The sequence below is a fragment of the Betaproteobacteria bacterium genome, from assembly GCA_016720925.1.
Classification (GTDB): Bacteria; Pseudomonadota; Gammaproteobacteria; order Burkholderiales; family Usitatibacteraceae; genus UKL13-2.
This window is the reverse complement of record JADKJR010000003.1, coordinates 377,126-398,091: the sequence shown is the minus strand read 5'-3', so window position 1 is coordinate 398,091 and position 20,966 is coordinate 377,126. Positions and strand designations below refer to the sequence as shown.

Genomic DNA, 20,966 nt, shown 5'->3' with positions numbered 1-20,966 from the left:
TTGATTCTCCGTGTCCGGGTTACTTTTTCAATTGTTCCTCACATACGCAAATGCAGGATTGCTGGATGCGTTTGGCTCAAGGCGCGCAAAAGGGCATGCAACCCCGCCCTGTATAATTGACGATTACACAAAATCAGGCAAATTTCTCACCTTTGCCGCATTCAATCGCCCATGGATTCCCAGTATTACCCCAAGCAAATCGAAGCCGGCGCCCAAGCCGAATGGACTCGCACCGACGCTTACCGCGTAACCGAATACGCCGTCGACAAGAAGGGCAATCCGAAGCCCAAGTTCTATGCCTGCTCCATGCTGCCATACCCCTCGGGCAAGCTGCACATGGGGCATGTGCGCAATTACACCATTAACGACGTCATGCTTCGTTATCTGCGGATGAAGGGCTACAACGTCCTCATGCCGATGGGCTGGGACGCATTCGGCTTGCCGGCGGAAAACGCGGCGACGGCGAACAATGAACCGCCCGCCAAATGGACCTACGCAAACATCGCTGATATGAAAGCGCAGATGCAGCCGCTGGGGCTCGCATTTGACTGGTCACGCGAAGTCACGACCTGCAAGCCCGATTACTACAAGTGGAACCAGTGGCTGTTCCTGAAGATGCTGGAAAAGGGAATCGCCTATCGCAAAACCCAGGTGGTGAACTGGGACCCCGTTGACCAGACTGTTCTCGCCAATGAACAGGTGATCGATGGCCGTGGCTGGCGCTCGGGTGCGCTGGTCGAAAAGCGCGAGATTCCCGGCTATTACCTCGCCATTACCCAATACGCCGAAGAGTTGCTGGACCATGTGGCGCACAAGTTACCGGGCTGGCCGGAGCGCGTGCGAATCATGCAGGAAAACTGGATCGGCAAGTCGGTCGGCGTCCGCTTCGCCTTTCCGCACCAGATCGGGGATGCCGCCGGAACATTGGTGCAGGATGGAAAGCTGTTTGTCTTCACGACCCGCGCCGACACCATCATGGGCGTCACCTTTTGCGCCGTCGCGCCCGAGCATCCGCTCGCCACACTTGCGGCCGCGTCCAATCCGGCACTCCGCGCGTTCATTGATGAATGCAAGAAAGGCGGCGTCGCGGAAGCGGAAATCGCCACCATGGAAAAGAAAGGCATGCCGACCGGCTTGTCCGTCATGCACCCGCTTACCGGCGAGAGCGTTGCGGTATGGGTGGGAAATTATGTGCTCATGAGCTACGGTGATGGCGCCGTCATGGGCGTGCCCGCACACGATGAGCGCGACTTCGCGTTCGCGAAAAAGTACCAGCTCGCGATCAAGCAGGTGGTGTCGGCGCCCGGCAAGGTCTACTCGACCGAAGCGTGGGACGAATGGTACGGCGACAAGCAGGCCGGCGCCTGCATTCATTCCGGCAAATACGATGGTTTGAGCTATACGCAGGCGGTTGATGCCATCGCCGCAGACCTGCAGGACAAAGGGCTCGGCGAGAAGAAAATCCAGTATCGCCTGCGCGACTGGGGCATTTCCCGCCAGCGCTATTGGGGCACGCCGATCCCGCTGATCCATTGCGGAGACTGCGGCGTGGTGCCGGTGCCGGAGAAAGATTTGCCGGTGGTGCTGCCGGAAGAGTGCGTCCCCGATGGCAGCGGCAATCCACTCAACAAACATGCCGCGTTTCTGAATGTGAGCTGCCCCCAATGCGGCAAGCGGGCAAAGCGCGAGACCGATACGATGGACACATTCGTCGATTCGGCGTGGTACTACATGCGCTATTGCTCACCTGACGCGAGCCAGGGCATGGTCGATGCGCGCAATGACTACTGGATGCCGATGGATCAGTACATCGGCGGCATCGAGCACGCCGTGTTGCATTTGCTCTACGCGCGTTTCTGGACCAAGGTGATGCGCGATATCAAGGGTGAGTTTCCGGGCGACCGCGAACGGGGCCTGGTGAAGTTCGATGAACCCTTTACCAACCTGTTCACGCAGGGCATGTTGTCCGCCGAGTGCTTTTATCGCGAGGACAGTGGCGGCAAGAAGCGCTGGTATTACCCGGATGAAGTTGAGTTGAAGCACGACGACAAAGGGCGCCCGACCGGAGCGATTGCGAAAGACGACGGCGCGGCGGTGACGCTGGGCGGCATCGAGAAAATGTCGAAATCGAAAAACAACGTCGTCGAGCCCAAGGAAATCATCGCGCGCTATGGCGCCGACACGGCGCGTGCTTACGTCATGTTTGCCGGGCCGCCCGACCAGAGTGCGGCGTGGTCGGATTCCGGCGCGGAGGGGGTTTACCGCTTCCTGCGCCGCTTGTGGGCCCATTGTGCGGCGAGCCGGGACGCCTTGCGAGCCGGCGGCAGTGGCACAAAGGCGCCTGAACTGCGCTTCGCAATTCATTCGATACTGAAACAGGCCCAGTTCGATTACGATCACCTGAAGTACAACACCGTCGTGTCGGCGTGCATGAAAATGCTGAACGCCATCGAGGACTCGGGCCAGCAAGCCGGGAGTGCGCTCAATGAGAGTGTATCCATCCTGTTGCGGGTGCTCTATCCGCTTGCGCCGCATATCACGCACCAGCTCTGGAATGATCTGGGGTTCGCCGCTGAAGCAGGCAGTATCATCGATGCGCCGTGGCCGTCAGTCGATGATCGCGCCCTGGAGCAGGATGAAATTGAACTCGTTGTACAAGTGAATGGCAAATTACGCGGCCATATTCGTGTGCCGAAGGCTGCCACCAAAGAGGCGATTGAACAGCTTGCGCTGAAGGATGAGGGGGTCGCGCGTCATACGGAGGGCAAGGCGGTGAAAAAACTGATCGTGGTACCGGGGAAGCTGGTCAATGTGGTCGTTTAATCGCTTGCGTTCGCTGATGCTTGTGACCGTCCTGGGCATGCTTTCGGCGTGCGGCTTCCATTTGCGCGGCGAGTACAACGTTCCTTTCGCCAGCGTGTTCGTTTCAAATACGGGCGCCTCGCAAGTTGCGGACAAACTTCGCCGCGAGCTCACCAACAGTCCCACCAAACTGATGTCCAGCGCCAAGGACGCCGAGGCGCAACTCAATATCAGCGAGGAAAAGCGCGAGCGCCTGATCCTGTCGCTGTCGGGCGCCGGACGCGTACGCGAATACCAATTGAAACTGCGGGTGCGATACCAACTGGTGGATAGCAAGGGCGGCGTGCCGATTCCTACCAGCGAGGTCCAGTTGCAGCGCATCATGACTTATGACGATTCACAGGTCATCGCCAAGCAACAGGAAGAGACCATGCTCTACAAGGACATGGAACAGGATGCCGCCAGCCAGATCCTGCGCCGCATGACGGCGATCAAACGCTGAGTTCACACCATGCGCCTGACCGCAGAACAGTTTCTCGAACACCCGCCCAAAGCGCTATCGGCACTCTATGCGATTCATGGCGCGGAGCCGTTGGCCGCCCTGGAGGCGGCGGATGCCCTGCGCGAGCAAGTGCGTGCGGCCGGCTACATCGAGCGCGAAGTTTTCACGGCGGAATCAGGTTTCGACTGGTCGCAGCTCAAATCAGCGGGCAGCGAGCTTTCATTGTTCGCCACCCAGCGCTTGCTGGAATTACGCATTCCCACCGGCAAGCCGGGCCGCGAAGGTGGGACCGCCATCGAACAATTCTGCACACGACTGCCGGAAGACACGATCACCGTGGTGACGTTGCCGGAAATCGACTGGCAGGGCAAGCAGACCAAGTGGTTCGTGGCACTTGAGGCCGCTGCCGTGATGATTGAAGCCATGCCGGTGGATCGCGCGCGCTTGCCGCAATGGCTGAAAGGGCGACTTGCACGGCAGCAGCAGTCAGCCGACAACGACGCGCTGGAATGGCTGGCGGACCGCGTGGAAGGCAATTTGCTGGCCGCGCGGCAGGAGCTGCGCAAACTCGCGCTACTTTGCCCGCCCGGCGAAATTTCCCTCGCGTTGCTCGAGGACAGCGTGGCCAACGTTTCCCGCTTCAATCCGTTCCAGCTGGTCTCGGCGATACATGATGCCGCGAACGACAATGCCGGAAACGATGGCGCGGCGCGTATTCAGCGCATGCTTGATGGGCTCAAAGCGGAAGGTGAAGCATTGCCGTTGATTCTCTGGGTCGTCACCAACGAAATACGCATGCTGGCCCGGGTTCGCGGTGTCACGCGCTCGGGGCGCCCGCCGCAACCGGGCAAGCAGCGTGAACTCGAACGCATCGCCCGCCGCCACACGGCGGATTCGCTGCTGGCGCTGCTGTTGCAAGCGGCAGAAATCGATCGCATGATTAAGGGCCTGAATCCCAATGAGCCCTGGGACGCGCTGGCGGAATTGGCGCGCGGGCTGGCTGGAAAACCCTTGATGAAAGCCGCCTGATTCATGAATGCAATGCACGATCCCAATTTGTTGGCGAGCCGCGATGTAACAAGCTATATGCAAGGCGCGGGTGCCGCGGCACGCGTCGCCGCGCGTGCACTTGCGCGCGCCTCGACGGCGAGCAAGAACACGGCGCTGTTGGCCGCAGCAACGGCGATTGAAACTAATTTGTCGCTCATACTTGCCGCAAATACGAAAGATATCACCCGCGCCCGGGAAGCGGGCAATGACGCCGCGTTTGTCGATCGCCTGACGCTGACCGAAAAATCCGTGCGCGCGATGGCGCAGGGCGTGCGCGAAGTCGCCGTGCTCGCCGACCCGGTCGGTGAAATGAGCAATCTGCAATTCCGTCCCTCCGGTATTCAGGTGGGAAAAATGCGTGTGCCGCTCGGCGTCATCGGCATGATCTACGAGTCACGCCCTAACGTCACCGCCGATGCGGCCGCGCTGTGCCTCAAATCCGGCAACGCCTGCATCCTGCGCGGCGGTTCGGAGGCGCGCGAATCAAATCAAGCCATTCACGCTTGCGTCGTTGAGGGATTGAAGAAAGCAGACCTGCCCGAAGCGATCGTGCAACTTGTCGCCACTACCGACCGCGCCGCCGTCGGCGAAATGCTGCGGATGAAAGGCGTCATCGACGTCATCATTCCGCGCGGCGGCAAGAGCCTGACCGCGCGCATCGCTGAAGAATCGAAGGTGCCGGTCATCAAACACCTCGACGGTATCTGTCATGTTTACGTCGACGACAAGGCCGACCTCGACAAGGCGGTACGCATCGCGGATAACGCCAAGACCCAGCGCTACTCTCCGTGCAACACCATGGAAACATTGCTGGTCGCGCAAGGGATTGCGGCGAAGTTCCTGCCGCTGATCGGCCGCATTTATGCCGGCAAAGGCGTAGAAATGCGCGGCTGCCCGGAAAGCCGCGCGATTCTTGAGGCCGCGGGTATCGCCGGTATTGTGAGCGCGACGGAGGCGGATTTTCACACCGAGTATCTGGCGCCGATCGTGTCAATTGCGACGCTCCCCGGGCTCGACGAAGCGATCGCGCATATCGCCGAGTTCGGCTCGCAACACACCGATGCCATCGTCACCGAAGACCATTCGCGCGCCATGCGATTCTTGCGCGAAGTCGATTCGAGCTCGGTCATTGTCAATGCATCGACACGATTCGCGGACGGATTTGAGTACGGGCTTGGCGCCGAGATAGGTATTTCCACCGACAAACTTCACGCCCGCGGTCCGGTCGGCCTCGAAGGACTGACTTCGCAGAAATGGGTGGTGTTCGGCGATGGCCAGATTCGCGAGTAGCTCGCCCCGTTGAATCCGATCGCACTTCTTGGCGGAACCTTCGACCCGGTGCATGTCGGCCACCTCGGCCTCGCACGTAGCGCCTTTGCGCAATTGAAACTGCAAAAGCTGCTGCTGCTGCCGGTCGGCAATCCCTACCAAAAAGGCAGACGTCCCTACGCCTCCGGCGCGCAGCGCGTCGATATGCTCAGAATCGCTTTTCATGGCAATTCCGATGTTGTCGTTGACGAACGTGAACTACGACGCGACGGACCGACTTACACCTTCGACACATTGGTCGAACTGCGTGCCGAATATGGCGAGGCCGCCAGTTTAGTGTGGTTGATCGGCAGCGATGCGTTCTTAAGGTTGGATACGTGGCATCGCTGGCGTGAATTGTTCGACCTCACTCACTTCGCGGTGATCGACAGGGCCGGCCACGAGTTGGCGTCTGCGCGTGGCGCACAGGAGCTACGCAAAGAGGTTGAAAAGCGTCTCGCTGGATTGCTGGCGACCCATGAGTCGCCGAGCGGATCGGTGGTGATGCTGGGGATGACACCGCCCCCCGTGTCTTCAACTGACATTCGCGCGCGGCTTGCGCGGCGCGAAACCGTCCGCCAATTGGTGCCGGACGCCGTTTGCGATTATATTGAGCAACACAAGTTGTATCTATCCGAGGAGTAAGGACAAGTTGGCTACTAAAAAACTGACCACGGTCGTCATCGACGCGCTGGAAGACATCAAGGCGCGCGACATCAAGCTCTTCAACGTTGCGAAGCTCACATCTGTATTTGATTACATCGCGATCGCTAGTGTAGATGACAACCGGCAGATCAAGGGGCCGGCAAAGCATGTGATGGACCCGGTAAAGGAATCAGGCGGCTGGATCTACGGCATCGAAGGCGAGCAATCCGGCGAGTGGGTGCTGGTTGATTGCGGCGACGTGGTGGTGCACATCATGCAACCTGTCATGCGTGAGCATTACAAACTCGAAGAGTTGTGGGGCGAGGGAAAGCTGGAGTATCCCAAGCCGGCGGCGCCGAAGCGCAAGCCCGCAGCGCCGAAGGCAACGGCAAAGTCCAAGGTGGTGGCCAAGGTGAAATCCACGAAAAAGGTAGCGGCCAAGTCCAAGGCGGCGCCGAAGACTCTGCCAAAAACGGCCTCAGCCAAGACGCGAAAAACAACCACGGCAACCAGGACCTCGAAGGCCGCGACGAATGGCACGATAGCGAAGGTCGTCAAAACGAAGAAAGCCGTTGGCAAGGCCACAGTGGTGACGAAAAAAGTACCGGCAAAGATTGTCACGAAGGTGCCCAAGAAGGTGGTCGCGAAGGTGGCAAAGGAAGTGGTAAAGAAAGCTACAAAGAAGGCGGTAATTGCCACGCGCAAGAACGTGACATCAGCGACGGTGAAAAAGGCCGTGGCAAAAAAAACGGCCGCGAAGAAGCCTGCCATCCGCCGTCCCAAGGCGACCGAATAGTTCTGGTGCATCCTGCGGGTGGCGGCATGCCTGAAGAATTCCTTGCCAAAACTCCAGCACTGGTGCGGCGTTTCAGCCTTTCTTGCCCGAAACACCGCACCAGTGCTGGACTTTGAACGTTTCTTGCGGGGTTGCCATGAAACTCACCGTCGTCGCACTCGGCCATAAAATGCCCGCCTGGGTGCAAGCGGGTTTCGAGGAATACGCCAAACGCATGCCGCCCGAATCGCGCATTGATTTGATCGAATTGAAGCCGGAAGATCGGTCTTCCCGGATGGTTGCAAAAGTACTGGAGCAGGAAGGGAAGCGGATCGACGCGGCCGTCCCCAGACAGGCCGAGCGTGTCGTGCTCGATGAGCGTGGCATTCCCCTCACGACCGCAATGCTGGCGGCGTGGATGAAGGCCTGGATGGCTGATGGAATTAGCCCCTGTTTCATCATCGGCAGCGCCGACGGCCTGGCGCCTGAGGTAAAACAATCGGCGAAGAGGTTGGTGGCGCTGTCCGGATGTACACTGCCCCATGGCATGGTTCGCGTCTTGCTCGCCGAGCAGCTGTATCGGGCGTGGACGTTACTGCAAAACCATCCTTACCATCGGGAATAGAAATCACCTGTCCAACGCCATGCAACCGTCATCGAACATCATTTACCTGGCATCGAAGAGCCCCCGCCGTCGCGAGCTGCTGAAGCAAATCGGCGTGCGTTACGAGCTCCTCATGATTCGCGAACATGCGCCGCGAATCGATGTGGACGAAGCGCCACTCAAAGACGAAACGGCGCACGCATACGTACAACGCATCGTGACTCTCAAAGCCGACACCGCCATTCGGTTGATGCGCGAGCGACGCCTCACCCCGCGTCCCATCCTCACCGCGGATACTACTGTCACGCTCGATGGACATATCCTGGGCAAGCCCGCCGATAAAGCCGATGCAATTCGCATGCTGACGCAATTGGCCGGCGAGTCCCACCAGGTGCTCACCGCTGTTGCTGTTGCCGTGAACCATGAAATCAAACAAGTATTGACGACCAGCCTCGTTACGTTCGCCAAGCTGAGCGAAGACGAAATCAAGCACTATGTCGAGACCGGCGAACCGATGGACAAGGCTGGCGCGTACGCCATACAAGGCATTGCGTCAAAATTTATCGCCAAGCTGTCCGGAAGCTACTCGGGGGTGATGGGATTGCCGCTTTACGAGACGGCGATACTGCTGCGACAATGCGGCGTGCAGGTCTGAGTACTTTGCGATGCAACAGCACCATTCGCCATCGCGGCAAAATTCGAGCTAACGTGCAGCTCCCTGCTCTTCGCCGCGTGGCGTCACCCCTTTCAAGAGAATCCATTCCGTGAACGAGCAAATCCTCATCAATGTCACGCCGCAGGAAACCCGTGTTGCCGTCATGGAACTCGGCGCCGTACAGGAGTTGCATGTCGAACGCGGTTCCAACCGTGGCCTGGTCGGCAATATTTATTTGGGCCGGGTCGGACGTGTACTGCCGGGGATGCAATCTGCCTTCATCGAAATTGGCCTGGCGCGCGCGGCGTTTCTGCACGTCGCCGAAGTCTGGGCTTCAAACAAGAGCGCCGAGCAAAAGCCCATCGAGAAGCTGCTTCATGAAGGTCAGACGCTGGTGGTGCAAGTCATCAAGGATCCGATCGGCAGCAAAGGTGCGCGGCTGTCCACGCAGATTTCCATCGCCGGCCGCTTGCTGGTGTATTTGCCGGGGGATCAGCATATCGGCATTTCGCAGCGCATTGAGGACGAAGTCGAGCGCGAAAACCTGCGGGAGAAACTGCATCAACTGATGCCCGAAGGCGAGACCGGCGGCTTCATCGTCCGCACCGTCGCCGAAACGGCGACCGACGAAGAACTGACATCGGATATCGAGTACCTGATCAAACTCTGGCGCGGCATTTCGGAAGTCGCAAAAACAGCGCCACCGCAAATGCTGCTTTATCAGGATCTCGATCTGTCCCTGCGCGTGCTGCGCGATCTCGTGACCAAGGAAACCGAACGCATCATCGTCGACTCCCGCGAAACGTACGCGAGGATGGTGGATTTCGCGGAACGCTATATGCGCAAATCACTATCTGTGCTGGAACATTACAGCGGTGAACCTACCCTGTTCGACCTGTTCGTCGCCGAGGATGAAATCGAGCGAGCGCTCGCGCGCCGGGTGGATCTGAAGTCCGGCGGGTATCTCATATTCGACCAGACCGAAGCGCTCACCACGGTCGACGTGAACACCGGCGCCTTTGTCTCCGGTCGCAGCTTCGACGACACCATTTTCAAGACCAACCTAGAAGCCACGCAGGCCGTTGCCCGCCAATTGCGCTTGCGCAATCTGGGCGGCATCATCATCGTCGATTTCATCGACATGGACAGCGACGAACACAAGAATGCGGTACTAAACGAGTTTCACAAGTCTCTGTCGCGCGACCGTACACGCATCACAGTCAACGGATTTACGCAGCTGGGTTTGGTGGAAATGACGCGCAAACGCACCCGTGAAAGCCTTGCGCATGTACTTTGCGAAGCCTGTCCGACTTGCACCGGTCGCGGTGAAATCAAATCCGCACAGACGGTCTGCTACGAAATCCTGCGCGAAATCATGCGGTCCGCGCGACAGTTCGACGCAAAGGAATTTCGTATCCTCGCCTCACAAACCGTTATCGATCGCTTCCTCGATGAGGAATCGCAGGGCATGACCATGCTTGAAGATTTCATCAAGAAACCGATCTCATTGTCGGTCGAGACGTCCTATACCCAGGAGCAGTACGACGTCATCCTTGTCTAGGCGACAGGCGGCCCAAAGTCCGCACAACCCATGGCGCTACTGCTGCGACAGGCCCGAAATATCCAGCTTCTGAGTCGTCGCAAGATCCAACTTCTGGGTTTTCAGGAATTCCGTCGCAGGTTCTTTCGGGGCAATTTCCGTTTTAATGGTCTTCAGGAAGTCCGGAATGGGTTCGGCGACAGGTTTTGGCCTGGCATGCGCCGCAATCGGGGGCGGGGGCGCCACCGCGCTTGGGGGCGCGCCAACATCACGAACTTTCATGATCAGCGCGGTGATCATGTCAACTTGACTCTGGATTTCCTTACGCTGCGCTTGCAGCTTGGTGACCTCTTCGGTGATGGCCCCGCCTCGCGCGTTAATTTTTGCCAGCGAATCGAGGCGCGACTGCAACGTCGCCTTATGATCCCTGATCTGCGTTTCCAGGGGTAATGGCACGGCGGCCAGCCAGCGCTCGGTGTCGGTCCGTGCCTCATTGAAAATCTTCCGTGCCGCATCGATCAGCATGCGCCAGAAACGCCGCACCATGAAACGTTTTTCGGTCATGACGATATTGACCGGGTCCCGGCAAAACTGCTCGGTTTCATAAATCAGGAGTTGCAGCTTGTTGCGCGGGCCTTCGAAGTCGAGCGGCGGGAAATCCATCTGGTCGAATTTGAACCGCACATGGAATGTGTTGTACACGCCCTCCATCAACCGAAAAATATCATCACCCGCGAGATTGACGGCCTTGAATTCATCGCCGAGCAGGCGAATCAGTTCGCGCATGCCGCTCGTGAGCCCACGTGTGGTCCATGAGTCATTGAGCGCCTGGTGGCTGCGTGAGCACAGCACATCCAGCTTCGTCGGATTAAAAACATCAAGCAGGGCATTGCGCTTCTGGTTGAAAGCGGTGCGCTGAATTTTATATTCGGTTAACGCCTCGTTGTAGGCTTCTTTTTCCGCGCTTACCTTTTTCCAGAGCTGGATGGTGAGTTCGCGGCTCTTGCCTGATAGCGCCGCGAGTTCCTGCAATTGCGCCTGATTGGCTTCAAGTTTCTTCGCGCAACTACGGTGACTGGCAATCATCATGGCGCCTATTTCGCTGGTGACTGCCTTGGCCAGCAATTGGCGCTTGATCGGAATTATTTCATTGGCCAAATAGGCTTCAAGCTTTTCAATGCCCGAGCGCTCAACCATTTCGCGATCGCCCTTGATGCGCCCTACAAGCGCTTTCTGGGCGGACAGCGCGAATACTTTCTCGGGTGGCAGACCGAGCTGCGAACAGGTGATATCCATCATGCGCTGCATGCCGGCCTTGATTTCCGGCTCCGTCTTGAGCTCGTCCCACATCACATCAATCTTGTTCAGGACCGCAATTTTGGCCGGCAATCCGACCTTCACGTAACGATCCCAGATTTCCAGATCACTCTTCGTCACACCCGTATCGATGGCAAGCAGAAACAACACCGCGTGGGCATTTGGCACCGTGGAAAGTGTCAGCTCCGGCTCCAACCCGAGCGCGTTCAGGCCGGGCGTGTCCAAAATCGACAGGCCATTGGTCAGGAGCGGGTGGGGATAATTGATGATCGCATAACGCCACGCCGGCACCTCGACAATATCGTCCTCGCTTGGCCCTTCTCCGGAGTCATCGAACATGGGGATTAGCCCCATCATTCGCGCATCAAGCGCATAGACGCGTTTGGTGTCCGCCAGCGCGGACAGGGCTTGCTTCATTTCCTTCGGGTTGTTCACGTTCAGGCGGATTTTCGACCATTCCACCGGCATGTTCTTCAATTGCGAAATCGACTCGTCGCGATAGCGCGTTTCCACCGACAATAATTTGAGATACGGCTCTTCGTTGGGATCGTGAAACAACTCTGTCGGGCACATCGTTGTTCGGCCAACGTCCGACGGCAGCAAGCGCTCGTGGAAGCTCGAAAAAAACAGGGCGTTGATCAGTTCCGACTTGCCACGGGAGTATTCAGCCAGGAACGCCAGCATCAACCGGCCACGATTGAGGGTCTCCAGCAGGTCGTAAAAGCGGATCGACTGCTGCACATCGAGCTGGTTGGTTCGCTCCAGCCAGTCGTGATATTCATGGACGGCGCTCGTGAGGCCTTGCCGCCATTGGTTATAGCGGGCAATTTCAGTTTCAAAGCGGCTATTGATATTTGCGTTGAAATCCACGTCTGGCGTTCGCTTCAAATTTGCGTCGTTCAAGAGTGTACTGCATCGGCGCGAAGGATATGTTCCTGCACCAATTCACATGATGCTTGCACAGAGGGCCGATTTGCAAGGAAATGCACCTGTTGCCGCGCGCGAATCACCCCGCGCCAAACAGCCTCAGCAAAAGTTTGCCGGTCTCCAGCTCCAACCAGGCCATCGGCGCAATCAGAATGACCTGCAGGATGACCAGCAGGACCATCGGCGATAAATCAACCCCACCGACCAGTGGTATCACGCGCTGAAATGGCCGCAGGAATGGTCGACACAGGGCATCAAAGAATGGCCGGATGGGATGGTAGGGGCTGATCCAGGAAATAACCGCCTGAATGATGACCACGCCCATGAGCAGATAGATGGATAACTTGAGAAGCTTCACCAGCGCCAGGAGGAAAACGGTCGGCCAAAATCCGGGCACAATAAGCATATTGATGCTCACGATTGCATAGATGGCAACGAGCAGAACGGTCTGCGCAATCCACGCCACCACAAATGAAGCGAGATCGAGGCCCATGACCCCGGGAACGACTTTGCGCATTGGTTTCACCGCAAAGTCAGTCAATGCAACGACGAAATTGGCGATAGGATTGCGAAACGGCGCCCGGAACGCCTGGGCATAAAAGCGTGTGAGCACCGCCAGGACAAACAGGTTGAATACGGTCTCCAGCAGGTAGGTCAGTGCTTGCGTGGCCATCAGATTTTTCCCGTTTCGTCAGCGGTTTCCCCGCTCATTTCGTCCCCCAGCTCGCGCGAGCGTTCGCACGCTGCCGCAACACCGGCAATGAAGTGCTGCTTCATTTTTTGCGCATCAAAGGCCTCAATGGCGCGCTCGGTTGTGCCGCGTTTGGAGGTGACGCGTTGCCGCAACACCGCTGGCGCCTCATCGCTGTGCGCGGCGAGCTGCGCACTACCGAGAAATGTCTGCAGCGCAAATTCGCGCGCTGTGGATTCGTCAAAGCCGAGCTCCTGTGCCGCTTGCTCCAATGCCTCGATGAAATAGAACACGTACGCAGGGCCGCTGCCGGAAACGGCGGTGACCGCATCCAGCATTGCCTCTTTGTCAAACCACGCCGTCTTGCCGACGGCACCCATTAACATCTCCACCACTGCACGCGAATCCTTGCTGACGCATGGCATGGCGAACAGCCCCGTGATGCCGGCCCGAATCAGGGCAGGCGTATTCGGCATGGCGCGCACGATGTTTCCGAATATGGACTTTCCGCCCGATGGGCCGTGTGTTCCCGCTTCCCGCGACAGCCAATTGGCAAGATCAGACGTGCGAATGCCAGCAGCAATGCTCACTACCAGCTGCGCCTTCAGCTTTCCTGCGAACGGCGCGACGGCAGCCATCATCATCTGTGGCTTGACAGCTAAAACCAGGACATCGACAGCGAGATCGCGTTCATGAAGTTCGCCACTTGACGCGACACCCACCCTTGCAAGCGCCGCGCGCGTTTCCGCCAATGGTTCAATCGCATGAAGGTCGCTGGTGGGTGTCCCTTTCGCGATAAGGCCGCCAATGATCGCCTGACACATGTTGCCGCCACCGATAAACAGAATTTTCAAGATCTCGCTCCAAAAATTGCACTGCCGACCCGCACCATGGTGGCCCCCTCCTCTATCGCCACACCATAATCATGCGACATGCCCATTGAAAGCGTGTCAATGGCGAGACCGTCCCGATTCATCGCGTCAAACAACTGATGCATGATACGAAATTGCGTCCTTTGTGCGGTTTCGTCCGGGGTATTTTCAATTATCGTCATCAGCCCGCGAAATCTGAGGGCCGGCAGACTGGCGATCTCGCGGGCAAGCGCCAGCGCGCTGGCGGGCACCACGCCGCTTTTGGTGGCTTCCCCGCTGACATTGATCTGCAGGCAAACATTCAGCGGCGGCAGACCATGGCGGTGCGCCGACAGTGATTGGGCAATCTTCAAACGGTCGATGGTATGCATCCAGTCGAATAATTGGGCCACGTGCTTCGCTTTGTTACTCTGCAGCGGACCGATGAAATGCCAAATCAAACCCTGCGATCGCAAATTGGCCATCGCCTCGATTTTCGTAACGGCTTCCTGCACATAATTTTCGCCGAATGCGCGCTGTCCGGCGGCAAACGCTTCGCGAAGTTCGACAACTGCTTTCGCCTTCGACACGGCCACCAGTGTTACCGGCCGTTGCCGCGTCTGCGGCAATCGTGCAATCGCGGCATTGATGCAGGCTCTCACGTGTTGCAAGTTCGATTCGATTGGGGACATAATCACTCGCTGAGAAGCCACTTTCGCTGACTGCGTTCGCTTTGGCAAGCAATGTGTCCGTTCGATGGGCCATTTTGCCGATTCGCAGATTCAATCCAACATCATGTTCGGCTGGAAACCGCCAAGGAAAAGTATAAATGGAAATTGCTGAACTCCTCGCATTTGGTGTCAAGAACAAGGCATCCGATCTCCATCTTTCAGCCGGGCTGCCTCCCATGATCCGCGTGCACGGCGATGTTCGGCGCATCAATGTTCCCGCGCTCTCGCATGATGACGTACACGGCATGGTCTACGACATCATGAATGATGGACAGCGCAAGCATTACGAGGAAAACCTCGAGTGCGACTTCTCCTTTGAGATTCCAAATCTGGCTCGCTTCCGGGTCAATGCATTCAATCACCAGCGCGGCGCGGGTGCGGTCATGCGTACCATCCCGTCGAAGATCCTGTCCCTGGCTGATCTCAACGCACCGAAAATTTTCGAGGAAATTTCCAACCAGCCGCGCGGCATGGTGCTGGTGACCGGGCCAACCGGCTCCGGCAAATCCACCACGCTGGCGGCGATGGTGAACCATATCAACGACAATGAGTTTGGCCATATCCTGACGGTTGAGGATCCGATCGAGTTTGTGCATGAGTCAAAAAAGTGCCTCATGAATCAGCGTGAGGTCGGGCCACATACGCTGTCTTTTGCCAACGCATTGAGATCAGCGTTGCGTGAAGATCCGGACATCATTCTGGTAGGTGAAATGCGCGATCTGGAAACGATTCGCCTGGCGATGACCGCCGCCGAAACCGGACACCTGGTATTTGGCACGCTTCATACCAGCTCTGCCGCGAAGACGGTCGACCGTATCATCGACGTGTTCCCGGCCGCGGAGAAGGAAATGATTCGCGCCATGTTGTCCGAATCGCTGCGGGCGGTAATTTCCCAGACGCTATGCAAGACCAAGGACGGCAATGGCCGCGTTGCGGCGCACGAGATCATGATTGGCACTCCCGCTATTCGCAACCTGATTCGCGAATCCAAGGTTGCGCAAATGTATTCGGCCATTCAAACCGGGCAGGCCATCGGCATGCAGACGATGGATCAGAATCTGGCCGATCTGGTGCGACGCGGCGTCATCACGATTGCCGAAGCGCGCAACAAGGCTTCCAACAAAGACGCGTTTAATTGATCGTATTGCGGCCACTGGAGAATTTATGGAACGTGACCAGGCACTAAAATTTGTACACGAATTGTTGCGCGCGATGCTCGCGAAGAAGGCGTCCGATCTGTTTCTCACGGCCGGGTTTCCGCCTGCGATGAAGATCGACGGCAAGATGACGCCGGTTTCCCAGTCGAGCCTGTCGCCCATACATACCGGCGAGATCGCGCGGTCGATCATGACCGACAAGCAGGCAGCCGAATTCGAAGCGACCAAGGAATGCAATTTCGCCATTGCGCCGGCGGGAATTGGACGCTATCGCGTCAACGCATTCGTGCAGCAGGGAAGAATCGGGTTGGTGCTGCGTACCATCACGACGGCCATTCCCAAAATGGAAGACTTGAACCTGCCGGTCGTGCTGAAAGACGTGGCGATGACCAAGCGTGGACTGGTCATCCTGGTTGGTGGTACCGGTTCCGGAAAATCGACGTCGCTCGCGGCGATGATCGGCTATCGCAATGAAAACAGTTACGGGCACATCATTACCATTGAGGACCCGGTTGAGTATGTGCACGAACACAAGAATTGCATCGTCACCCAGCGCGAAATTGGCGTCGATACGGACAACTGGTTCGCGGCGCTGAAGAACACGCTTCGCCAGGCGCCGGACGTGATCCTGATCGGCGAAATTCGCGACCGCGAGACCATGGACTACGCGATTGCCTTCGCCGAAACCGGCCACTTGTGCATGTCGACGCTGCACGCCAATTCCACCAATCAGGCGCTCGACCGCATCATCAACTTTTTCCCGGAAGAACGTCGCCACCAGTTACTGATGGATTTGTCGCTGAACCTGAAAGCATTTGTTTCGCAGCGGCTCATTCCCAAGAAAGAAGGCAAGGGTCGTGTGGCCGCCATCGAGATCCTGCTGAATTCACCGCTGATTCAGGATCTGATTTTCAAGGGTGAAGTGCACGAGATCAAGGAGATCATGAAGCGCTCCCGGGAAATCGGCATGCAGACATTCGACCAAGCGCTGTTCGACCTTTTCGAGGCCGACATGATTTCCTACGAGGACGCGCTGCGAAATGCGGACTCGTTAAACGATTTGCGCCTGAAGATCAAACTCGAAGGCAAGAACGCCAAGGAAAAAGATCTGGCGGCGGGGCTCGAACACCTGGAAATCGTCAAGTAGTCACAAGCCAGCGGCGCTATGAAAATCGGGCAAAAGCCTGATAAAGCGTTACGATGCTGCCGACTACCGTAAATATCAAAGCACTCGCGAGGAATAACAAGGTCACCGCTTGAGCGGCATTGGTGTTAGTGTCAATGAAGCGTTTCATGATGCCCCCTTTCGATGAGGTTTGAACGCATAATTAGTATGTGATCGTTCCCCTCCCGCTTCTTGCATAAACCTGCCGACTTGTTGAACAAACCTGCTATTCACTTGAATAAACCTGCTATTTCATGACGGGCAATTCGCCACCTGTGCATTTGTACGTCTGGGATGAACGTTTTTTGTACGTAGGTCCCAGCACCGCCACTACCCTGCATCGCAATCACGCGGCTGTATGGCTGAACGCATCAGAGGGAAAGATGCGCGTAACACTTGCGGATGGGACGGTTCTGGAAAACAGTGTGGTCTACGTGCCTTCGGATACCGAATACGCGACGGCCGAAGTGACGACGTCGATTGCCGCGCTTTATTGGGAACCGGAAAGTGCCAGCTTCCATCGCATTTCGGAGCGCTTTGAAAATGCGCCACATGCATTTGGCTGCCGTCATTCCGGCACGGAAGACTGGTTAATGCTGCAAAATCCGGCAACTTCACTCGCCGACGCCGAGCAATTGATCGCGCGAATTTTCGGATTGGCACCATCGGACTTGGTCACATCACCACAGCCCGATAGCCGGGTTGACACTGCGTTGACGTTCCTGCGTGAATCGCCTGAGCTTTACGGCAGCATCGACGCACTGGCTGAAAAGGTGCACCTTTCACCGTCGCGATTCGCACATGTTTTCAAGACTGCCGTCGGGGTGCCGGTGCGCCGTTATGTGTTGTGGATGAAGCTGCGACGCGCACTGGACCTGGCCATTGCCGGGGATTCGCTGACAACCGCCGCGCTGTCAGCGGGTTTCGCTGATTCCGCGCACCTGTCACGTACCGTGCGAGCCATGATGGGCATTGCACCCGAATATCTGTTTCGACATCGCGAGCGGCTGGTGATACACCGGTAGGATCGCTTGTCGACGTGGTCGCACCTCACCATGACCAACCACAAAACTCTATATCTGGCGCGGCCTTACAGCCATTTTACCGCCAAACGCCGCGCCAGTCCTTGTGTTTGCACTATTTATGCGGGCTTGCGGTTACTGCCCGCGATGATCTTGTATTCCAGCAAACGGCATTCGAGTTTGCCGTTGAAGAGTGGCGTACGCTTGCTGGCAGATAATCGCATCAACTTGGCAAGCTGCGGATCGCCGGTGAACAAATACGCCCGCCAGCCGGCAAATTTCTGCTTTAATACGTCCCCGAGCTTCGGGTACAGCGCGGCGAGATCGTCCACTTCGCCGAGTCGTTCCCCGTATGGGGGATTGGTGACGATAACGCCACTGGGCGCCGGGGCCGAAACCTCGAGAATATTGACTTGCTTGAGATGCACAAAATCGAATAGCTGGTTGGCAGTGAGGTTTTCACGCGCATCGGTGATCGCATAGCCATATTTATCGGAACCATAAATCGGCAGTGGCGTTGAGGGTGCCGGTTTCTGTGCGGCGCGCGCGCGGCTCACTTCGGCGTCCCACATCGCGCGATCAAAAATCTTCAGGTGTGTAAAAGCAAATTCGCGCAATCGGTTGCCCGACAGGCCGGGCGCGATATTCAGCGACATCTCGGCCGCTTCAACCAGGAATGTACCGCTGCCGCACATCGGGTCCATGAACGGTTCTTGTGTGTCCCAACCGGATAATTTGATAATGCCCGCAGCCAGATTTTTCTTCAGCGGCGCTTCACCGGTATGTTCGCGCAGGCCGCGCTTGAACAAGGGTTCACCGGAAAGATCCATGTAAATCGTTGCGTGGGTGGCGTCGAGGAACGCATGAATTCGCACGTCGGGCGCGCGCGCATCCACTGAAGGGCGTGAGCCAACCTGCTCGCGAAACTTGTCGCATATCGCATCCTTGATGCGCAGGGTGATGAAATCGAGACTCTTGAGCGGACAGCGGTGCGCATTAATCTCGACCTTGATCGTCTTCGCCACGTCAAACCAGGATGGCCACGGCTGCAGGAAAGCTGCGTCGTAAATATGCTGTTCTTGCTCATACGGGAAGTACGCTACTCGCCAAAGAATTCGGCTCGCAATCCGCGAATGAAGATTGGCGCGATATCCGAGCGCCTTGTCACCCTCAAAGGAAACGCCGGCATCCTGCGCCAGCAGATTCGTGGCCCCCAGCGACTCAAGCTCGACGGCGAGAACGCCGGCTAACCCTCGCGGGCACGGGGCAAAAAAATATTCGCTCATTGGGTCCTAGAAAGGCTTGGCGACGACAAGGTAGACGATACCGATCAAAGCCGGCAACGCGGGGATTTCATTTAGCCAGCGATAAAAAACGTGGCCATGCCGGTTACTGTCGCGCTTGAAGTCAACCATCAATTTGCCGAGATAGAAATGGTGCGCGATCAGCACGAGTACCAGCGCGAGCTTGGTATGCATCCAGCCACCGGCATTGCTCCACCAACCGAGCCATAGCCAGTGCCGAGCGCAACCGTGATCAACATCGACGGCGTCATGATGCCGAAGTAAAGCTTGCGCTCCATGATCTTGAATCGCTCGATGGAAACCGCATCCTCCGCCTGCGTGTGGTAGACGAACAGCCGCGGCAAGTAGAACAAGCCGGCAAACCACGCCACCATGAAAACAATGTGAAACGACTTAATCCAAAGCATGTCTATTCCAGGTATTTTTTCAATGCCGCATCAAGTGTGCCTTGCGCATGCATGATGAGCTCACAGAATTCGCGTACGGCGCCGCGGCCGCCCGCGGCTTGTGTCACGTAATGCACGTGCGGTTTCATGTATTCGGGCGCGGCAGGCACACAGGCCGCAAAGCCGCAGCGCGAAAGAAAAGGCAGATCAACAATATCATCACCGAGTCCCGCCGCTTCTGCAGCCTCAATCGACAGGCCGTTCAGCAACTGATCGAACACCTCACGCTTGCCGGAAATCCCCATGAAGAGCTGGGTGATGCGCAAATCCTTTGCGCGCCTTGCCAGCGCCTCCGATGAGCGACCGGAAATGATGGCCAGTTCGACACCGGACTCCTGCAGCATCTTCAGGCCGTGGCCGTCGAGCGAGTTGAAAATCTTCGTTTCTTCGCCATGTGGACCGTAGTGGAGCTGGCCCTCAGTCAATACGCCATCGACATCGAACACTGCCAGTTTGACGCGCGCCGCACGGGCCAGCACAATTTCCGACACACCGGGGGGCGCGATCCAGCGCGTCACAGTACACCTGCACGCATCAGTTCAAGCACGTGCACGACGCCGAGCAGCTTGTTGCGTTCGTCCACCACCAGCAGGCCGCTGGAGCCGATCTTGTGGCGTTGAATGAGTTCCGCCGCCTCCACCGCCAGCTTGTTCGCGGAAATCGTCTTCGGTGTGCGTGTCATCACGTCAGCAACAGGTATTGCGCGGATATTGTCGTGCGCCTCAGCGCGCGCCGCAAATCGCCGTCACTGAACACGCCCAACACGGCATCACTTGCATCGACGACCGCCGTCATTCCCAGTCCTTTCTTGGACATTTCCATGATGGCCGCCGGCAACAGGGCATTTCCCGACAATTTGGGGACGCGTTCGCCAACCACCATCACATCACTAACGTGCATCAGGAGTCTGCGGCCAAGCGAGCCGCCCGGATGGTGCATCGCGAAGTCTTCTTCGCCGAAACCGCGTGCGTCGAGCAAGGTTACCGCCAGCGCATCGCCGAGCGCCAGGGTCGCCGTGGTACTCGCCGTGGGCGCCAGGTTGAGCGGGCACGCTTCCTTCTCTACGGCCGCATCCAGATGTACGGTCGCCGCTTGTGCCAACGTTGATGTTGGCCGCCCGGTAATTGCAATGATAGTTGTGCCGCGCCGCTTAAGTTGCGGAAGGATATTGAGAATTTCAATGGATTCGCCCGAATTGGAGATCGCGATCACGACATCGCCCGCCGTGATCATCCCCAAATCTCCATGACTGGCTTCACCGGGATGCATGAAGAAAGCAGGCGTTCCGGTGGAGGCCAGTGTGGACGCAATCTTGCCGCCGATGTGTCCGCTTTTGCCCATGCCCGTGACCACCACGCGGCCTTTGTTTTCGACGGCCTCGTAGAGCAACTTGTGCGCGGCAAGAAAGTCATCGCCAAGTTTTTGCGACAGCGCCATCACCGCGTCAGCTTCAATGGCCAGCGTTTCCCGCGAG

Annotated in this window: 18 protein-coding genes and 2 pseudogenes; 12 read left to right on the top strand and 8 right to left on the bottom strand. The window is 57.5% G+C overall.

Annotated features, from left to right (window positions below; genetic code table 11):
- Nucleotides 1-171: 171 nt before the first annotated feature.
- The 9 genes from IPP88_05985 (at nucleotide 172) to rng (ending at nucleotide 9,902) form a co-directional block, all read left to right on the top strand.
- Entirely contained in the window at nucleotides 172-2,823 is a 2,652-nt protein-coding gene (locus IPP88_05985) for a leucine--tRNA ligase (protein MBL0122286.1), read from the top strand.
- 16 nt (nucleotides 2,824-2,839) lie between these two features.
- A complete protein-coding gene (locus tag IPP88_05980) occupies nucleotides 2,840-3,304 on the top strand; it encodes a hypothetical protein (GenBank protein MBL0122285.1) in 465 nt (154 codons plus the stop codon).
- Nucleotides 3,305-3,313: 9 nt separating this feature from the next.
- Entirely contained in the window at nucleotides 3,314-4,333 is a 1,020-nt protein-coding gene (locus tag IPP88_05975; protein ID MBL0122284.1) for a DNA polymerase III subunit delta, read from the top strand.
- Nucleotides 4,334-4,390: 57 nt separating this feature from the next.
- Nucleotides 4,391-5,644, top strand: a complete 1,254-nt coding sequence (locus tag IPP88_05970; GenBank protein MBL0122283.1) for a glutamate-5-semialdehyde dehydrogenase — start codon at nucleotides 4,391-4,393, stop codon at nucleotides 5,642-5,644.
- 9 nt (nucleotides 5,645-5,653) lie between these two features.
- Complete coding sequence (nadD, locus tag IPP88_05965) at nucleotides 5,654-6,307, top strand: nicotinate-nucleotide adenylyltransferase (GenBank protein ID MBL0122282.1); 654 nt, start codon at nucleotides 5,654-5,656, stop codon at nucleotides 6,305-6,307.
- A 7-nt stretch (nucleotides 6,308-6,314) separates the two neighbouring features.
- Nucleotides 6,315-7,103: a ribosome silencing factor gene (gene rsfS, locus IPP88_05960; protein ID MBL0122281.1), complete on the top strand. Its 789-nt coding sequence runs from the start codon at nucleotides 6,315-6,317 to the stop codon at nucleotides 7,101-7,103.
- Between the two features lie 136 nt (nucleotides 7,104-7,239).
- Entirely contained in the window at nucleotides 7,240-7,707 is a 468-nt protein-coding gene (gene rlmH / locus IPP88_05955; protein MBL0122280.1) for a 23S rRNA (pseudouridine(1915)-N(3))-methyltransferase RlmH, read from the top strand.
- 19 nt (nucleotides 7,708-7,726) lie between these two features.
- Nucleotides 7,727-8,341 (top strand): septum formation inhibitor Maf, encoded by a 615-nt coding sequence (maf, locus tag IPP88_05950; GenBank protein ID MBL0122279.1) that lies wholly within the window; start codon nucleotides 7,727-7,729, stop codon nucleotides 8,339-8,341.
- A 109-nt stretch (nucleotides 8,342-8,450) separates the two neighbouring features.
- A complete protein-coding gene (rng, locus tag IPP88_05945; protein MBL0122278.1) occupies nucleotides 8,451-9,902 on the top strand; it encodes a ribonuclease G in 1,452 nt (483 codons plus the stop codon).
- Nucleotides 9,903-9,938: 36 nt separating this feature from the next.
- Here the strand turns inward: rng and IPP88_05940 are convergent, their stop codons facing one another.
- From IPP88_05940 to IPP88_05925, 4 genes are all read right to left on the bottom strand, one after another.
- Entirely contained in the window at nucleotides 9,939-12,101 is a 2,163-nt protein-coding gene (locus IPP88_05940; GenBank protein MBL0122277.1) for a dynamin family protein, read from the bottom strand.
- Nucleotides 12,102-12,204: 103 nt separating this feature from the next.
- On the bottom strand, nucleotides 12,205-12,798 hold the full coding sequence (locus tag IPP88_05935) for a YggT family protein (protein ID MBL0122276.1): 594 nt from the start codon (nucleotides 12,796-12,798) through the stop codon (nucleotides 12,205-12,207).
- On the bottom strand, nucleotides 12,798-13,670 hold the full coding sequence (locus tag IPP88_05930) for a pyrroline-5-carboxylate reductase (GenBank protein MBL0122275.1): 873 nt from the start codon (nucleotides 13,668-13,670) through the stop codon (nucleotides 12,798-12,800). The genes IPP88_05935 and IPP88_05930 overlap by 1 nt, the downstream gene beginning before the upstream one ends.
- Entirely contained in the window at nucleotides 13,667-14,359 is a 693-nt protein-coding gene (locus IPP88_05925) for a YggS family pyridoxal phosphate-dependent enzyme (GenBank protein MBL0122274.1), read from the bottom strand. The genes IPP88_05930 and IPP88_05925 overlap by 4 nt, the downstream gene beginning before the upstream one ends.
- Before the next feature lie 137 nt (nucleotides 14,360-14,496).
- On the opposite strand from IPP88_05925, the gene IPP88_05920 reads away from it, so the two are divergent.
- From IPP88_05920 to IPP88_05910, 3 genes are all read left to right on the top strand, one after another.
- A complete protein-coding gene (locus IPP88_05920) occupies nucleotides 14,497-15,537 on the top strand; it encodes a type IV pilus twitching motility protein PilT (GenBank protein ID MBL0122273.1) in 1,041 nt (346 codons plus the stop codon).
- A 25-nt stretch (nucleotides 15,538-15,562) separates the two neighbouring features.
- Entirely contained in the window at nucleotides 15,563-16,702 is a 1,140-nt protein-coding gene (locus IPP88_05915; protein ID MBL0122272.1) for a PilT/PilU family type 4a pilus ATPase, read from the top strand.
- Nucleotides 16,703-17,103: 401 nt separating this feature from the next.
- Nucleotides 17,104-17,745, top strand: coding sequence for a helix-turn-helix transcriptional regulator (locus IPP88_05910; GenBank protein ID MBL0122271.1), 642 nt, complete (start codon nucleotides 17,104-17,106; stop codon nucleotides 17,743-17,745).
- A 116-nt stretch (nucleotides 17,746-17,861) separates the two neighbouring features.
- On the opposite strand, the gene IPP88_05905 is transcribed toward IPP88_05910, so the two are convergent.
- From IPP88_05905 to IPP88_05890, 4 genes and pseudogenes are all read right to left on the bottom strand, one after another.
- Nucleotides 17,862-19,028: a class I SAM-dependent RNA methyltransferase gene (locus IPP88_05905; GenBank protein ID MBL0122270.1), complete on the bottom strand. Its 1,167-nt coding sequence runs from the start codon at nucleotides 19,026-19,028 to the stop codon at nucleotides 17,862-17,864.
- 6 nt (nucleotides 19,029-19,034) lie between these two features.
- A pseudogene (locus tag IPP88_05900) lies at nucleotides 19,035-19,453 on the bottom strand (CopD family protein).
- Between the two features lie 2 nt (nucleotides 19,454-19,455).
- Nucleotides 19,456-19,983, bottom strand: coding sequence for an HAD family hydrolase (locus tag IPP88_05895; GenBank protein ID MBL0122269.1), 528 nt, complete (start codon nucleotides 19,981-19,983; stop codon nucleotides 19,456-19,458).
- Between the two features lie 23 nt (nucleotides 19,984-20,006).
- Nucleotides 20,007-20,929 (bottom strand): annotated as a pseudogene (locus tag IPP88_05890) (KpsF/GutQ family sugar-phosphate isomerase).
- Between the last annotated feature and the right edge of the window lie 37 nt (nucleotides 20,930-20,966).

Excerpts from the sequence above, each read along its gene's own strand:
- IPP88_05975 (MBL0122284.1), top strand. The coding sequence starts at position 3,314 with ATGCGCCTGACCGCAGAACAGTTTCTCGAACACCCGCCCAAAGCGCTA.
- IPP88_05905 (MBL0122270.1), bottom strand. The coding sequence starts at position 19,028 with ATGAGCGAATATTTTTTTGCCCCGTGCCCGCGAGGGTTAGCCGGCGTT.
- IPP88_05970 (MBL0122283.1), top strand. The coding sequence starts at position 4,391 with ATGCAAGGCGCGGGTGCCGCGGCACGCGTCGCCGCGCGTGCACTTGCG.
- IPP88_05980 (MBL0122285.1), top strand. The coding sequence starts at position 2,840 with ATGCTTGTGACCGTCCTGGGCATGCTTTCGGCGTGCGGCTTCCATTTG.
- rlmH (MBL0122280.1), top strand. The coding sequence starts at position 7,240 with ATGAAACTCACCGTCGTCGCACTCGGCCATAAAATGCCCGCCTGGGTG.
- IPP88_05935 (MBL0122276.1), bottom strand. The coding sequence starts at position 12,798 with ATGGCCACGCAAGCACTGACCTACCTGCTGGAGACCGTATTCAACCTG.
- IPP88_05915 (MBL0122272.1), top strand. The coding sequence starts at position 15,563 with ATGGAACGTGACCAGGCACTAAAATTTGTACACGAATTGTTGCGCGCG.
- IPP88_05985 (MBL0122286.1), top strand. The coding sequence starts at position 172 with ATGGATTCCCAGTATTACCCCAAGCAAATCGAAGCCGGCGCCCAAGCC.
- IPP88_05920 (MBL0122273.1), top strand. The coding sequence starts at position 14,497 with ATGGAAATTGCTGAACTCCTCGCATTTGGTGTCAAGAACAAGGCATCC.
- maf (MBL0122279.1), top strand. The coding sequence starts at position 7,727 with ATGCAACCGTCATCGAACATCATTTACCTGGCATCGAAGAGCCCCCGC.
- IPP88_05910 (MBL0122271.1), top strand. The coding sequence starts at position 17,104 with ATGCGCGTAACACTTGCGGATGGGACGGTTCTGGAAAACAGTGTGGTC.
- IPP88_05925 (MBL0122274.1), bottom strand. The coding sequence starts at position 14,359 with ATGTCCCCAATCGAATCGAACTTGCAACACGTGAGAGCCTGCATCAAT.